Annotated in this window: 12 protein-coding genes; 9 read left to right on the top strand and 3 right to left on the bottom strand. The window is 68.3% G+C overall.

Features of this window, described 5'->3' with window-relative positions:
- Window positions 1-28 precede the first annotated feature (28 nt).
- Window positions 29-916 carry an NAD(P)-dependent oxidoreductase gene (locus ACT54R_RS04090; protein ID WP_476323956.1) on the top strand — a complete coding sequence of 296 codons (888 nt, stop codon included), beginning with the start codon at window positions 29-31 and terminating at the stop codon, window positions 914-916.
- Window positions 917-967: 51 nt separating this feature from the next.
- Here the strand turns inward: ACT54R_RS04090 and ACT54R_RS04095 are convergent, their stop codons facing one another.
- The gene (locus ACT54R_RS04095) at window positions 968-1,768 is read right to left on the bottom strand and encodes an N-acyl homoserine lactonase family protein (protein WP_476323958.1); all 801 of its coding nucleotides are present in this window, start codon (window positions 1,766-1,768) and stop codon (window positions 968-970) included.
- Window positions 1,769-1,774: 6 nt separating this feature from the next.
- Window positions 1,775-2,815 carry a Bug family tripartite tricarboxylate transporter substrate binding protein gene (locus ACT54R_RS04100; protein WP_476323960.1) on the bottom strand — a complete coding sequence of 347 codons (1,041 nt, stop codon included), beginning with the start codon at window positions 2,813-2,815 and terminating at the stop codon, window positions 1,775-1,777.
- 214 nt (window positions 2,816-3,029) lie between these two features.
- Here ACT54R_RS04100 and ACT54R_RS04105 point away from each other — a divergent pair, with 214 nt between their 5' ends.
- Entirely contained in the window at window positions 3,030-4,508 is a 1,479-nt protein-coding gene (locus ACT54R_RS04105; RefSeq protein ID WP_476323962.1) for an aldehyde dehydrogenase, read from the top strand.
- A 61-nt stretch (window positions 4,509-4,569) separates the two neighbouring features.
- Here the strand turns inward: ACT54R_RS04105 and ACT54R_RS04110 are convergent, their stop codons facing one another.
- Window positions 4,570-5,793, bottom strand: coding sequence for a PrpF domain-containing protein (locus tag ACT54R_RS04110; RefSeq protein ID WP_476323964.1), 1,224 nt, complete (start codon window positions 5,791-5,793; stop codon window positions 4,570-4,572).
- Between the two features lie 76 nt (window positions 5,794-5,869).
- On the opposite strand from ACT54R_RS04110, the gene ACT54R_RS04115 reads away from it, so the two are divergent.
- The 7 genes from ACT54R_RS04115 (at window position 5,870) to ACT54R_RS04145 (ending at window position 14,266) form a co-directional block, all read left to right on the top strand.
- Window positions 5,870-6,562, top strand: a complete 693-nt coding sequence (locus tag ACT54R_RS04115; RefSeq protein ID WP_476323966.1) for a GntR family transcriptional regulator — start codon at window positions 5,870-5,872, stop codon at window positions 6,560-6,562.
- Between the two features lie 194 nt (window positions 6,563-6,756).
- Complete coding sequence (gene tcuA, locus ACT54R_RS04120) at window positions 6,757-8,256, top strand: FAD-dependent tricarballylate dehydrogenase TcuA (protein ID WP_476323968.1); 1,500 nt, start codon at window positions 6,757-6,759, stop codon at window positions 8,254-8,256.
- A gap of 17 nt (window positions 8,257-8,273) precedes the next feature.
- Window positions 8,274-9,167, top strand: coding sequence for an MmgE/PrpD family protein (locus tag ACT54R_RS04125; RefSeq protein ID WP_476323970.1), 894 nt, complete (start codon window positions 8,274-8,276; stop codon window positions 9,165-9,167).
- Window positions 9,168-9,763: 596 nt separating this feature from the next.
- Window positions 9,764-10,972 carry an FAS1-like dehydratase domain-containing protein gene (locus ACT54R_RS04130; RefSeq protein ID WP_168459773.1) on the top strand — a complete coding sequence of 403 codons (1,209 nt, stop codon included), beginning with the start codon at window positions 9,764-9,766 and terminating at the stop codon, window positions 10,970-10,972.
- Window positions 10,973-10,983: 11 nt separating this feature from the next.
- Entirely contained in the window at window positions 10,984-12,189 is a 1,206-nt protein-coding gene (locus ACT54R_RS04135) for a CaiB/BaiF CoA transferase family protein (protein ID WP_476323972.1), read from the top strand.
- The gene (locus ACT54R_RS04140) at window positions 12,186-13,376 is read left to right on the top strand and encodes a CaiB/BaiF CoA transferase family protein (protein WP_476323974.1); all 1,191 of its coding nucleotides are present in this window, start codon (window positions 12,186-12,188) and stop codon (window positions 13,374-13,376) included. The genes ACT54R_RS04135 and ACT54R_RS04140 overlap by 4 nt, the downstream gene beginning before the upstream one ends.
- A 17-nt stretch (window positions 13,377-13,393) precedes the next feature.
- Window positions 13,394-14,266 carry an FAS1-like dehydratase domain-containing protein gene (locus tag ACT54R_RS04145; protein ID WP_168459776.1) on the top strand — a complete coding sequence of 291 codons (873 nt, stop codon included), beginning with the start codon at window positions 13,394-13,396 and terminating at the stop codon, window positions 14,264-14,266.
- The last annotated feature ends 9 nt before the right edge of the window (window positions 14,267-14,275 follow it).

Raw genomic sequence — 14,275 nt, forward strand, 5'->3', positions numbered from 1 at the left:
CCATCCGCCCGAGGGCAGGAGACAGATCATGAGCACAACGACGACCCTGGGGTTCATCGGGCTCGGCGTCATGGGCGAGCCAATGTGCCGCCATCTCGTCCAGAAAAGCGGCAGCGAGGTCAGCATCTTCGACATCAACGAGGAGCCGCTCGCGCGCATCGCCGCCCTCGGCGGCCGGCGCGCCGCCTCGACCGCAGAGGTGGCCCGGGCGGACATCGTCTTCATCTCGCTGCCGAGCGGCGAGCATCTCAACAAGGTCTGTGCTGGACCGGGAGGCCTTCTGGAGCACGCACGCGCCGGACAGATCATCGTCGACCTCTCCACGAGCCCGCTCAAGCTCACCCGCGATCTGGCCGCCCGCTTCGCCGAGCGCGGCACGCTCTACGCCGATGCCCCGGTCGCCCGCACCCGCGCCGCCGCCGAAGCCGGCACCCTCGCCATCACGGTCGGTGCGCCGGAAACCCTTTTCGCCCGCATCGAACCCCTGCTGCGCTGCTTCGCGGCGGAGGTCACCCATTGCGGCGAGGTGGGATCGGGACAGGTGGTCAAGATCCTCAACAACATGGTGGTGGTGGGCACGGTGACCGCCCTGTGCGAAGCCGCCGCCATCGCCGCGGCCGCGGGAATCGGCACGCAGAAGCTGTTCGAGGCCTTCTCGCAGGGCTCGGCTGACAGCTTTGCCCTGCGCAACCACGGCTTCAAGGCCGTCGCGCCGCGCGAATTCCCCAAGCGGGTCTTCTCCACGGACTACATGCTGAAGGATCTCTCCTACGCCCTCGAAATGGCGCAGGAGGCCGGCATCGAGGCACAGGAGGCCGCGCTGTGCGCGCGTCTTCTGGGAGAGGCCTCCCGAAAGGGCTACTCCGAGGACTACTGGCCGGTGATCGTGAAGCTCATCGAGAAAATGGCCGCGTGACGCGGGCAGGCGGCGGACCATCCCGCCGCCTGTATTGCCCGTCCAACGGGGTCAATCCGGCATGCCGAGCGGATCCGCATCCAGCCGGGCGGTTCCCACGAGACCATTCCGCGCTGGCGGGAAGAGCGACAGCACCTGTGGGTCATGGCCCGGAATGATGTGCGAGGGCCCGTCCCCGAGCTGCATCACCGTTGCGTAGCCCGCCAGCATCTCGTCGACGTCCAGGACGACCGAGAAAGGCCGCCTCGTCAAGATATTGGCGTAGTAGTGGGACGCATCGGAGGCCAGCACGACGAAGCCCCGGCGCGTGCGCACGCGCACCACTTGCTGGCCACCGGTGTGCCCGCCCACCCAGTGGAGGGAAACGCCGTCGCAGAAGTCCGCTTGCTCGGCATGAAAGCTCATCCGCCCCTCGAACGTGCGTCGGACCATGTGGGTCACGTCGTCGAGATTGTAGGCCCGGCGCAGGTCCGGCCGGCACATGCAGGGGCCGGTGCAGAATTCCATTTCGCGCGCCTGCACGTGGTATCGCGCCTTGGGGAACATCTCATGGTTCCCCGCATGGTCCCAGTGAACATGGGTGATGATGACATCCTCGACCTGCATCGGGTCGATACCGATCTGCCGAAGCCCCAGGTCGATCGGCCGCGATACCGTGCGCCCGCGCGCCCGCGCCGCCTCATCGTCGAAGCCGGTATCGACCACGATCGTGCGTCGCTCCCCGACCAGCGCCCACACGAAGAAATCCATGGGCATCGCATGGTCGTGCGGATCACCCCCGAGAAAGTTCTCGGAGGACCGGCGATCGTCCTGACGCGCGTAGCGGATGGCATAGACTTCATACGTGCTCATGGTGTCTCACTGCCGCTCGATACCCGCCTCGCGGGTGAGGTTCGCCCACAGGTCGATGTCGTCGGAGACAGAGCTGGCGAAGTCCTTGGGCCCCAGCCAGCGCACCTCGAAGCCGATATTGGCCAGGCTTTCCTTGACCTTGGGGTCATCCACCGCCTGATGGACCGCCTCGGCGAGGCGGTCGATGATCGCTGGCGGCGTGCCCTTCGGCGCGAAGAGGCCGGTCCAGGCGGTGAGGCTGAAAAGATCGAGCCCAGCCTCCTTCATGGAGGGCACGTCCGGGAAGAGCGCGGTGCGCTCCTGGGTCGTGGTGGCGAGGGCGCGCAGGGTGCCCGCCTTCACCTGAGCGAGCGCCGGAGGCATGTCCACGAACATCAGCGAGGTGCGCCCGCCGATCAGGTCGGTGATGCCCTGCGGGCTGCTCTTGTAGGGCACGGCAAGCAGATCCACCTTGGCCCGCAGACGCAGCATCTCGCCGGCCAATTGTCCGATGGCATTGCCATAGGCGAAGGAAAGGCTGCCCGGCTTCGCCTTGGCGAGGGCGATCAACTCAGCGACGTTTCTCGCCGGCACCTCGGCATTGACGAACAGGAAATACGGGAACACCCCAAGCTGCGATATGGGCACGAAATCGGCCTTGGGATCGTACTGGATCGCCTTGAGCAGGCTCGGATTGGCAGCATGGGTGGAGGAGCCGCCCGCCATCAGCGTGTAGCCGTCGGGCGTCGCGCGCGCGGCGGCGGAGGCACCGATGGCGCCATTCGCCCCGGCCCGGTTCTCCACCACGATGGGCGTCTTGAGGACTTCCGACAGGCGCTGGCCGACGATGCGCGTCACCGCGTCCGTCCCGCTGCCCGGCCCGAACGGCACGATGATGGAGATCGGCCGCGTCGGATAGCCCTCCGCCGCCCGAGCGGCCGGCACGCTCCCGGCCAGCGCCAGGGCGGCGAGCCCCAGCACGGCGACGGCACGGCGGGCGAGCGGCAAGTGGGCGAGTGGCAGGTGTGCGAGCGGGCGAGCGAAGCGGATGCGTGTGCGCCGGTTCAAGGGTTTCCTCCGTATTGTTGATTGTTGACATTCTCCTGCCAGCAATCCCGGCGGTCAAGGGCTAACCTTCCCTCAAGAGCGCGCCTTGCCAACTGTTGACAATTTGGGGCGACGCGCCCAAACCCTCGGGCAACGAGCCCGTGCGCTACCGCCGATCCGAACACCACAGGCGCACCCCGGGGCCAGTTCATTCGACAAGGGAGCCGAACGACCGATGGGCAAGACCTACGACCTCTTCATCGGCAATGAGCCGGTTCGTGCCGAAGGCCAGGAACTGTTTGCCGCCATCAATCCCTATACGCGGGAGGCGTGGGCGCAGGTGCCTCAGGCGAGCGCCGATCAGGTCGCAGAGGCCATTGCCACGGCCCGCCGGGCCTATGAGAACGTCTGGAGCAAGACGTCGGGTCTCGCCCGCGCCAAGCTCATCCACCGCCTCGCCGACCTGCTGGAGGCCAATGCCGAGCGCATGGCGGTGCTGGAGAGCACCGACAACGGCAAGGTCATCCGCGAGACCCATGGGCAGATGCTGTTCTGCGCCAGGGCCTACCGCTTTTTCGCTGGCTGCGCCGACAAGATCTTCGGCGACACCATTCCCCTCGACCAGCGCGACGTCTTCGACTTCACCCGGCGCGAGCCGCTCGGCGTGGCGGTGCTCATCACCGCCTGGAACTCGCCCATGGGCCTCCTCGCCAACAAGCTCGCCCCGGCGCTGGCCGCCGGAAACTGCGTGGTGGTGAAGCCCTCGGAACACGCCTCGGTGACGACGCTGGAATTCGCCCAGCTGGTGCGCGAGGCCGGCTTTCCGCCCGGCGTGTTCAACGTGGTCACGGGCGATTTCCGCACCGGGCAGGCGCTGCTCACGAGCGGGCGGATCGACCGCATCAGCTTCACCGGCAGCCCCAACGTCGGCCGGCAGATCGCCGCCGAGGCAGGGCGTGCGCTCGTCCCGGTAACGCTGGAACTGGGCGGCAAGTCGCCCAACATCATCTTCGAGGACGCCGACCTCGACCGCGCGGTGGTTGGCGCCCTCGCCGGCATCTTCGGCGCCACCGGCCAGACCTGCATCGCCGGCTCGCGTCTTCTGGTGCAGCGTTCGGTGCATGACCAGGTGGCGGCGCGGCTCGTCGAGCGGGCGCAGCGCATCCGCCTCGGCGATCCCCTCGACAAGGCGACCGAGATGGGCACCGTGGCCAACGAGCCGCAATTCGCCCGCATCCTGAAGTGCATCGACGGAGCGGCGAAGGACGGCGCGCGCCTCGCCACCGGCGGCAGGCCGGCCACCGGCGCGGGGCTCGGCAACGGCTTCTTCGTCGAGCCCACCATCTTCACCGAGGTGGACAACGCCATGGCCATCGCCCGGGAGGAGGTGTTCGGCCCGGTGCTCTCCATCATCCCCTTTGACACCGAGGAGGAGGCGATCGCCATCGCAAACGATTCCCCCTACGGCCTCGCCGCCGGCATCTGGACCCAGAGCCTGCCCCGCGCCCTGCGCACCACCCGCGCCATCGAGGCGGGCACGGTCTGGGTCAACACCTACCGCGCATCCAGCGCCATGGCACCGTTCGGCGGCTACAAGGAATCCGGCTTCGGCAAGGAGCGCGGCGTGGCGGCGCTGGAGGAGTTCCTGCAGACCAAGAACGTGATGATCGATTTTTCCAACGAGGAACGGGACCCCTTCGCGCTCAAGCTCTGACCTCCCGGCCGCGCGCCCCCTGCCCGCCCGGACGACCTCCGGGCGGGCTTTTTTTTTGCAGCTAGCCGTCGGCCGGCTCGGTCGCCGCGTGGCGCACCACGGGCACGCAGAGCGGGCGGTAGAACGCCTGGCCGTCGAACAGCCGCCGTGCCGTGCGGTAAAGGGCGCCGTAGCGGGCATAGGCGCGGGCCGGATCATCCGCATGGTCCACCGCCGCATCGACCACGATGAGTCCGGAGGGGTGCGCGATGGTGATCGGCCCCTCCCCCGCCGCGGCAAGCCGGTGCGGGATGCTGCCCTCGATGCGGGTGGCGATGGCGAGGCAGGTGGCGCCCGTCACCGGCACCGCCCGGTGGGGCTGACCGATGGAGATCATCCGCACCGCGAGCGACATCTCCTCCGCCGCGAGCTGGCGGCCGGACAGGGTTGGCGCGGGCGCGGGCCCGCTCACCATGGCCACCTTCGGCACGCTCGGTAGCAGCCGCGCCGCAGCGCGGTCGGGGGCGAGGCCCATGGCGACGGAGGCGGCGCAGCGTATCTCCTCCAGCGCGGCAAGGCATTCAGCGTCGGCGTCGAGCACGTCGGGAAGCTCGGTGCCGGTGCGGCCCAGGCTCGCCGCCTCCACGAAGACGCAGGGATTGGCAGCGTCCACCATGCTCGCCGCGATCGTGCCGAGGCCGGGCACGTCCAGCATATCCCGCGGGCGGCCGGTGGGCAGGAGCCGGCCGGTCTTGGCGCCGCCGGGATCGAGGAATTCCAGCCGCACCGGCGCCGCCGTGCCGCCGACGCCATCGATGGAGAGGTCGCCGTCCGTCTGCGCAAGCCCCCCCGCAACCGGGAAACGGGCGACGATGATGCGACCGGTATTGGTGTTGTGGATGCGCACCACTGCCTCGCCGTCGGTCGGCGCGTCCACCAGCCCCTCATCCACCGCGAAGGGACCCATGGCCGAGGACATGTTCCCGCAATTGCCGCTGTAGTCCACCGAGGCGTCGCGGATGGAGACCTGCCCGAAAGTGTAGTCGATGTCCGCGTCCGGCCGGCTCGGCGGACCAACGACGCAGACCTTGGAGAGGGAGGAGATGCCGCCGCCCATGCCGTCCAGCTGACGGCCGTTGGGATCGGGCGAGCCCATCACCGCGAGAAAGACGGCATCCCACGCCGCCCGGTCGGCGGGCAGCTCCTCGCGGCGGAACACCACCGCCTTGGAGGTGCCGCCGCGCATGAAAGTGGCCCTGATCCGTCGCTGCGCCACGGTCTTCTCTCCATTTTCGTGTTTGTCCATGCCGTAGTATGCAATTGCATGCATTGACAGACAAGCCGATGCATCGCCAATTGCGCCGACGCCGGAAGGGAAAGCCATGGAAACGGACCACGCCGTCGATCGCGATCAGTACGGTTCCGCAGCCGACTATGCCTATGCCGCCTTGCGCGAGGAGATCGTCAGCGGACGCTTCCCGTCCGGCCGGCGCATGCGCGAGGTGGAACTCGCCACCCTGCTCGGAATCAGCAGAACCCCGACGCGGCTCGCCCTTTCGCGGCTGGAGAACGAAGGGCTGCTCGAACTGAGGCCCCGCCTCGGCCTGGTGGTGGCCTCTCTCGATTACGAGGCCATGGAGGAACTGTACGAGATGCGTGCGGCGCTGGAGGGCACGGCGGCCGCTCTGGCGGCGCGCCATGCAAGCACCCGCGACATGGACACCTTGCGCCAGCTCATCGCCGAGGAGGCGACGCTCTCCACCGATCCCTCCATTCGCCACCGCCACAACCGCCTGTTCCACAGCGCCATCTATCAGGCGGCCCACAACCGTTTCCTGGTGAAGAGCCTGGAGGCACTTCACAATGCCATTGCCCTGCTCGGCCCCACCACCATGGCGGGCGAGGAGCGGCTCGCCGCCGCCCATGCCGAGCACGCCGCCGTGGTGGATGCCATCGTCGCCCGCGATCCGGGCCGGGCCGACGCCACCATGCGCCACCATATCCTTCAGGCTCTCGCGCTGCGGCGGGCGCGGCTGGACGAGGGCGCCCGCCACGCCTCCCGCGGCGCCGTTTGATCGCGCCTGCCCGGCACACGCGCCAGCCGAGCACCTCCCCTTTTCCTGACCGTTTCGCGCCTTAGCCGGCCGCCCGCACAATCTCGTTGCATGTCTCTGCATGCAAGCGTATTCCATCGCATGTCAACAGTCGGCAAATGCAGGCAGAGGGCCGCGGGACCAGACGGCCGCCGGCCCGTGCGAGGAGGAGCGCAATGAGCAGCAGCAACGGTTTGGACTATGATGTGATCGTCATCGGCGCGGGCAATGCGGCGCTGGCGGCTGCGGTTTCCGCCAAGGAGAGCGGCGCGCAGAAGGTGGTGGTGCTGGAGAAGGCCCCGCGCGAGATGCGCGGTGGCAACACCCACTGGAGCGGTGCCGTCCTGCGCTTCGCCTTCGATGACCCCCACGAGATCGGCGAGTTGCTGCCCGGCGTCGAGGAGACGTTCGAGAATTTCTACGAGGGGATCACGCCCTATACCCGGGACGATTTCCTCGGCGACCTCCAGCGCGTCACCAACGGCCGCACGGACCCGGACCTGTCGCGCCTGCTGGTCAACAATTCCAAGTCCACCGTGCTGTGGATGAAGGAGACCGGCAAGATCAAGATGGAGCCGGCCATCACCCTGTCGGCCGTGAAGAAGGACAATGTGATGGTGTGGGCGCGCGGCCTCGTCGTCCGCGCCGTGCATGAGGGCGTCGGCCTCTCCCGCAGTTGGTTCGCCACGGCCGAGCGCATGGGCATCGAGATCCGCTATGGCAGCGCCGCCTGCGACCTGGTCGTGGACGACAGTGGCCGGGTCGCCGCCGTGAAGGTGCGTGAGGAGGATGGCATCAAGACGCTCACCGCGCGCTCGGTGGTGCTCGGCTGTGGCGGCTTCGAGGCCAATGTGCAGATGCGCACCCAGCATATCGGCCCGCTGGTGGGCGCCGCCAAGGTGCGCGGCACGCCGCACAACCAGGGCGACGGCCTGCGCATGGCGCTCGCCATCGGCGCCATGCCCTGGGGCCAGTGGAGCGGCTGCCATGCCACCCCCATCAGCGCCGACTGGGGCGATTTCGCGCCGCGCGAGATGACCGACCGCAGCAACCGCCTGTCCTACGTCTATGCGGTGATGCTGAACCGCAAAGGTCGGCGCTTCGTCGACGAGGGCGAGGATGGCGCGCTGTTCACCTACGCCAAGTTCGGCCGCGCCATCCTCGCCGAGCCCGGCGCCAAGGCCTACCAGATCTTCGACAGCAAGGTGGTCCACCTGCTGGAGCCGCGCTACGAGACCAGCGATCCCATCAAGGCCGACACCATCGAGGCGCTGATCGCCCAGCTCGACATCGAGGACAAGGCGCAGGCGGTGCGCACCATCGCGGAGTTCAACGCGCACGCCCGAAACGCCGACGAGGGCTTCGACCCGACGAAGAAGGACGGCCTCTCCACCCGCGGCCTTGCGTTGGAGAAGACCAACTGGGGCCTGAAGCTCGACAAGCCCCCCTACTATGCCTACAGCGCCACCGGCGGCATCACCTTCACCTTCGGCGGGCTCAAGGTGAGCGAGGAGGCCGAAGTGATCGGCACCGACTGGCGCCCCATCCCTGGCCTCTATTGCTGTGGCGAGATGGTCGGCGGCCTCTATTACGACAATTACCCCGCCGGCACCGGCCTCGTCTCCGGCGCCACCTTCGGCCGCATCGCCGGTCGCAACGCGGCCACGCGGAACTGACCGGCGGAGGACCGAACATGACCGATCCATTGCCTGATGTGGCTTCCCGGCTGGCGGAGCGCATCTGCGCCTTCAGCCCGAAGCACCTCACGCCGCGAGCCGCGGCCAACGCCCGGGCGCTCATCCTCGACACGGTTGGCGCGACACTGGCGGGCGCGCGCGCGCCCGCCTTCCAGCTGATGTTGGAAACCCCTGGCTTTGCTGCCGCTTCCGGCGATGCCCTGGTGTTCGGCACCAATGTGCATACCAGCGCCCAGGACGCGGCGCAGGCCAATGCCGTCGCCGGCGCCCTCAAGGGCGCGGGACCCCTCGTCGCCGAGATTTTCGCCCTCGGGCAGGAGCGGAAAGTCGCCGGCGACGTGGTCGTCGCCGCGTTCGCTATAGGCTGGGATCTGCTGCAGCATCCGGCAGGGGACGCGGCCATCGCGCCGGTGCTTGCCAGCGCGGCGGCTGCGGGACGGGTGATCGGCCTCGATGCCCCGCGCATGGCCTTTGCCTTGCGCATCGCCGCCGGCTTCGGCGGCGCGGCCACGGCGAGCCCGCTCGCGCGCGGCGCCATCGCCCGCAACGGCGTCAGCGCCGCCCTGCTGGCCGAACGGGGATATGACCCCGGGGAGAGCCCGGCGGTCACATCGCAAGCCCTGGCGGACACTGCTCCGCTCGCCATCGAAGGCGTTGAGCCGCGCGATGGCGACCCATGGGAGGCCTTCGAGGCCAACGTCGAGCAGATCCTGCCGCGGGACCGCGTGGCTCCGCTGTTCGAGACCCTCGACACGCTCGACAAAGTGAAGAGCATGGGCCTCGTCGCCCGCCTGCTGGAGGCCGGCACACAGGCCCGCCCCGACGCCGCCAACGTGGTCTTCGCCGCCCGGGGCACGCACGAGCAGCAGGAGACCACCTGGGTCCCCTGAGCATCGCTTTTCAGACGCCCGAGCCTCACAGGAGGCTCGGGCACCCTGGAAATGTTCCGTCGTTCCAAGGGCATCAGCCTTGAGCGACACCTTATTTGGGGATGGAAGCCCTACCCTGCCCGCTTTCGCACCATTGCATGGGGCTCGGGCGGCGTTGGGCGGGGCACGCATCATGCCGAGTCCGCGCTGCATCCCTGCCAGATGCAGCGCTGTCGCGCCGCCCGGCTCACCGGCCGTGTCCGTCTGCAAGCGCGCGACTGCTCTGCCAGGACTCGAGCCGCCCCGCCCCTGTCCGCACCGTCACGAACAAGGCGGCAGCTGGGTTTGACAGGGCATATCGATTGTGCATTATGCATTTGAAACATTGATCGAGTTCGATCTCCGGAAGGTTGGCGACGCTGACCCACGGTAGGTCGGCGGAACAATTCCCGTGACAATTGGCTCCAAGGCGCTGAATGACGGCGATGCCGGCTCCGGCGCCTGGCGACGAGGGAATCGAAGCACGAATCCGCGTAATCAAATAATGCATTATGCATGATTTTCCCTGTCCGTTTCAAACGCAAGCAAGCCCTGCAAGACATCATCTGGAGAAAGCCATGAGTGAAGTGCTGGAAAAGGAAGACGTCGGACACGCCCCGGCGGAGGCCAAGATCACCGACGAGGGCGTCGCCGAAGCGCGCAGCATGATCGGGCTGCAGCTGCGTCCCGAGGGGCCCTACCTGCAGGACGCCTCCATCGACACCATCCGCAATTTCTGCAACGGCATCGGCGATCTCAACCCGCTGTTTCGTGACGCCGAGCACGGGCGCCAGAGCCGGCAGGGCACCGTGGTAGCCCATCCCATGTTCCCCATGGCCTTCGGCTGGGTCGGGCGCACCCGCTGGGGCCTGTCCGGGGTGCACGGCTTCTATGCCGGCAACGACTGGGAGCTGTTCCGCCACATCCGCCCCGGCGACCGCATCACGGCGATCGAGCGCGTGGTTGGCGTCGAGGACAAGCAGAGCAAGTTCTCCGGGCGCCTCGTGCTGCAATATGTGGAGGCGACCTATGCCAACCAGCGCGGCGAGATCGTCGCCCGCGCGCTCGGCACATGCACGCGCCATGAACGCAAGGCGGCCCGCGACGCCGGCAAGTACAAGGACATCAAGACCCACGAATACACGCCCGACGAATACGCGGCCCTCGACGAGGCGATCCTGCGCGAAGAGGAGAACATCCGCGGTACCAACGTGCGCTACTGGGAGGACGTGAAGGAAGGCGAGAGCCTGCCGCCCATCGTCCGTGGTCCGCTCTCGCTCATGGACACCATGGGCTTCCTGGTCGGCTGCGGCCGCGGCCACACCCACGGCATCGTGCTGAAGGCGGCGGTGAAGCACCCGGGCCACTTCTTCCGCAATCCCGAAGCCGGCGGCGGCATCGAATATACCGGCATTGGACACCATCGCGAATCCGTGGCGAAAGAAGTCGGCGTGCCGGGGACCTACGATTACGGTCCGCAGCGGTCGGCCTGGATGGCGAGCCTCGTCACCAACTGGATGGGCGATGCCGCCTTCCTGAAGCGGGTCCGCACCGAGATGCGCCGCTTCAACACCATGGGCGATTCCACCTGGTGCAAGGGCAAGGTCTCGCGCAAGTACATCAAGGACGGCTACGCCCTCGTCGATCTCGAAATCTGGGGCGAGAACCAGCGCGGTGAGATCACCACGCCCGGCCTCGCGACGGTCGCGCTGCCTTCGAGGGACGTGAACAACCGCGTCTTCTTCGATGGCGCCGGCATCGACCTCGACCTGCCCGTCGTGCGCTGACGGAGCCTGAGATGAAGAGCGCCGCGCCACTTGCCGGGCTCCGCATCGTCGAACTCTCGAGCGGCGTGGGGGCGGCCTATGCGGGCCGCCTCCTGGCCACCCTCGGGGCCGAGACGGTGCTGGTGGAGCCGCCGTCCGGCCACCCGCTCCGCCGGGAGCCTCCGTTCCTGCCCGGAACGCAGGAGGTGAGTGCGCTCTTCAGCTATCTCTCCGCCGGCAAACGCAGCGTCGTGTGCGACGTCGCCGCGCCCGCCGGCCGGGCCGATATCGAACACTTGCTGGAGGCCGCGGACGTGTTCGTCTGCGACCTTCCGATTGCAGCGCGCAAAGGGCTCGCCCTCGACGAGGCGGCGGTTCGTTCCCGCCACCCGTCATTGATCTTCGTCTCCGTCCTGCCGTTCGGAGCCGAAGGCGGGAAGGCCGGCTGGGCCGGCGAGGAAGTCACGCTCATTCATGCCTCCGGCGAAGGCTTCCTGCTGCCCAACGGCCTCTCAGCCGAGATGTTTCCGGATCGCCCGCCCCTCAAGATCCATGGCCATTTTGCCGAGATGCAGGGCGGCATCGTCGCGGCCATGGGCGCGCTGGCCGCGCTGGTCTCGCAAAAAAGCGGGAGGCCGCACGTTCTCGGCGAGGGGGTGGATGTCTCGGTGCAGGATGCGGCGCTGGCGGTGGGCGCGTTTGCCATCCAGCGCCTCGGCGACGGCTCCCTGGAGCATCGGGTGACGCGCTCGTTCAAATACGGCGGCGTGCTCGAATGTGCCGACGGATATCTCCAGCTGCTCACGCTGGAAGATCGCCAATGGCAGGGCCTCATCGAACTGATGGGGTCCCCGGAATGGGCGCTTGAGCCGGCGCTGGCCGATCCGCTGGAGCGCGGCCGCCGCGGCAGCGAGATCAATGCGAAGATCCGCGCGTGGGCCAAGGGCGAGCGCACCGCGGACCTCGTGGCCCGCGCCCAGCGCCTCGGCGTTCCGATGGCCAAATATGCCAGCCCCGCCGACGTGCTCGCCGGAGCGCACGAGCAGGCGCGCGGCCTGTTCCAGCCGGTGGACATCCCCGGGCTGGGTGCCCGTCCCGTGCTGGTGGCCCCTTTCCATATTTCGGGCGCGCCGCTGACGCTCGCGGGTGGCGTGCCGCAGCTCGGCGCGGACCAGCATCTCATTTCTCCCCGCCGCGCCGAGGATCGACCGGCAGTGCATGTTGCGGAGGCCCAATGAAACCGCTTGAGGGATTGCGGATCGCGGATTTCACCGTCCATGCAGCGGGTCCATTCTGCACCCACATGCTGTCCCAGCTGGGCGCGGAATGCATCAAGGTGGAAAGCGCGCTCCGCCCCGACATCTTCCGCAAGCCGCATCCCGTTTACGGCCGCATGGGCCCGGCGAGCTTCGATCAGGTGGCCTCCAACAAGCTGTCGGTGCGCATCAATCTGAAGGATCCGCGTGGCGTCGACCTGGCGAAGCGCCTCGTCGGGATCAGCGACATGGCCTGCGAGAGCTTCCGGCCCGGCGTGATGGACCGCCTCGGCCTCGGCTACGCCGCACTGAAGGCGGTGAAGCCGGATCTGGTGATGGTGTCGGTCTCCTCCTCGGGCCAGAGCGGGCCGGACGCGCATTTTGCGGGCTATGCGCCGCTGTTCGGGGCCTGGGGATCGCTCGGCTTCCTGACGGGCTATGCCGACGGTCCGCCGGTGGAAATGCGCCATGTGATGGACCACAGCGTGGGCATGACCGCCGCCATGGCCGCGCTCGCCGCGGTCTACCGGCTGCGCGCGACCGGCGAAGGCGGCCATGTGGATGTGAGCGCGCGCGAAGTCGCTTCGGCACTGGCCGGCGAAGCGCTGCTGCTGGCGGCCGCGGGCGGCATGCCGCAGCGCATGGGCAATGCCCATGCCCGCATGGCGCCGCATGGCGTCTATCCCACCCGCGAGGCCGACCGCTGGATTGCCATCGCGGTGGGTTCCCAGGCGGCCTGGCGGGGGTTGACCGAGGTCATCGGATGGCCCGAGCTGGAGGCGGACCCCCGCTTCCGCACCGAAGCCCTGCGTCACCGCCATCGCGAGGCGCTCGATGCCAAGATTGAGGCCTGGACCCGCACCGTGGAGGCGGTGGACGCCTCGGAGCGGCTGCAGAGGGCGGGCGTCGCCGCGCACCTGTCGTGCAACACGCGCGACATCGTGGAGGACCCCCACCTGCGCGCCCGCGGCATGGTCATCGACGTGGACGACAGCGACGGCCAGAACCGCGCCGCCCTTTCCGTGCCGGTGCGCTTCAGCGAGGCGCAGACCGGTCTCGACCGGGGCACGCCGCGCCTCGGCGAGGACGAGGACTACGTGTTCGGAGACCTTCTGGGCATCGGCGCAGCGGAACGGGCCGAACTCACCGACGCCCGCATCATCTACTGAAATCGGATAGGCCGAACATGACTGAGACCGCGACAGCCGCACGCCCCGCCGACTGGCAGGACTGGGTGGGCCGGCAGGAAACACTGTTTGAACGCATCCACCCCGAGCGGGTCGCGGCGCTGGCTGCGACCCTGGACCTCGAGGACCATCCGGTGGCGGGAGATCCGCTGCCGCCGGGCTGGCACTGGATGTTCTTCAATCCCTTTGTTGCACGACGCGGGCTTGGCACGGACGGCCACCCCAAGCGGGGCGGCTTTCTCCCGCCGGTCCCGCTGCCGCGGCGGATGTGGGCCGGGGGCCGCATTGCCTATCCGGGAAAGCTGCGGGTCGGCGTCGAAGCCATGCGCACCAGCACCATCCGCAAGGTGGAAGCCAAATCCGGCCGGGCCGGGCACCTCGTGTTCGTGACCGTGTCCCACGCCATATCCTGCGATGGCCGGGTCTGCGTGGAGGAAGAGCAGGACATCGTCTATCGCGAAGCCTCCGTTCCCGGCGCGCCGCCCCCGGCGAAGACTCCGGCGCCCGAGGGCGCGGAGTGGCACGAGACGGTGGTGCCCGACACGACGCTGCTGTTCCGCTATTCCGCCCTCACGTCCAACGGTCATCGCATCCATTACGACCAGGCCTACGCACGCAACGAGGAGCATTATCCCGACCTCGTCGTCCACGGCCCTTTGACCGCCACCCTGCTGCAGAATTTCGCCAGCGACATCCGCCCCGACGCGAACCTTGCGCAGTTCGAATTCCGCGGCGTGCACCCCTTGTTCGTCTCAGGTGCCTTCACGCTGGAGGCGCGGGTGCCGGAGTGCGACGCCGATACGCTCGACATCTGGGCAAAGGGCCCGTCCGGGGAATTGGCCATGCGCGCGGCAGCGCGGTTCGAGAGATAGCGAAGATCG

The organism is Xanthobacter sp. DMC47 (assembly GCF_056313845.1).

Bases quoted from the DNA above. Each gene is read 5' to 3' on its own strand.
- ACT54R_RS04125 (WP_476323970.1), top strand. From the start codon at position 8,274: ATGACCGATCCATTGCCTGATGTGGCTTCCCGGCTGGCGGAGCGCATC.
- ACT54R_RS04110 (WP_476323964.1), bottom strand. From the start codon at position 5,793: ATGGACAAACACGAAAATGGAGAGAAGACCGTGGCGCAGCGACGGATC.
- ACT54R_RS04105 (WP_476323962.1), top strand. From the start codon at position 3,030: ATGGGCAAGACCTACGACCTCTTCATCGGCAATGAGCCGGTTCGTGCC.
- ACT54R_RS04115 (WP_476323966.1), top strand. From the start codon at position 5,870: ATGGAAACGGACCACGCCGTCGATCGCGATCAGTACGGTTCCGCAGCC.
- tcuA (WP_476323968.1), top strand. From the start codon at position 6,757: ATGAGCAGCAGCAACGGTTTGGACTATGATGTGATCGTCATCGGCGCG.
- ACT54R_RS04130 (WP_168459773.1), top strand. From the start codon at position 9,764: ATGAGTGAAGTGCTGGAAAAGGAAGACGTCGGACACGCCCCGGCGGAG.
- ACT54R_RS04135 (WP_476323972.1), top strand. From the start codon at position 10,984: ATGAAGAGCGCCGCGCCACTTGCCGGGCTCCGCATCGTCGAACTCTCG.
- ACT54R_RS04145 (WP_168459776.1), top strand. From the start codon at position 13,394: ATGACTGAGACCGCGACAGCCGCACGCCCCGCCGACTGGCAGGACTGG.
- ACT54R_RS04095 (WP_476323958.1), bottom strand. From the start codon at position 1,768: ATGAGCACGTATGAAGTCTATGCCATCCGCTACGCGCGTCAGGACGAT.
- ACT54R_RS04090 (WP_476323956.1), top strand. From the start codon at position 29: ATGAGCACAACGACGACCCTGGGGTTCATCGGGCTCGGCGTCATGGGC.
- ACT54R_RS04140 (WP_476323974.1), top strand. From the start codon at position 12,186: ATGAAACCGCTTGAGGGATTGCGGATCGCGGATTTCACCGTCCATGCA.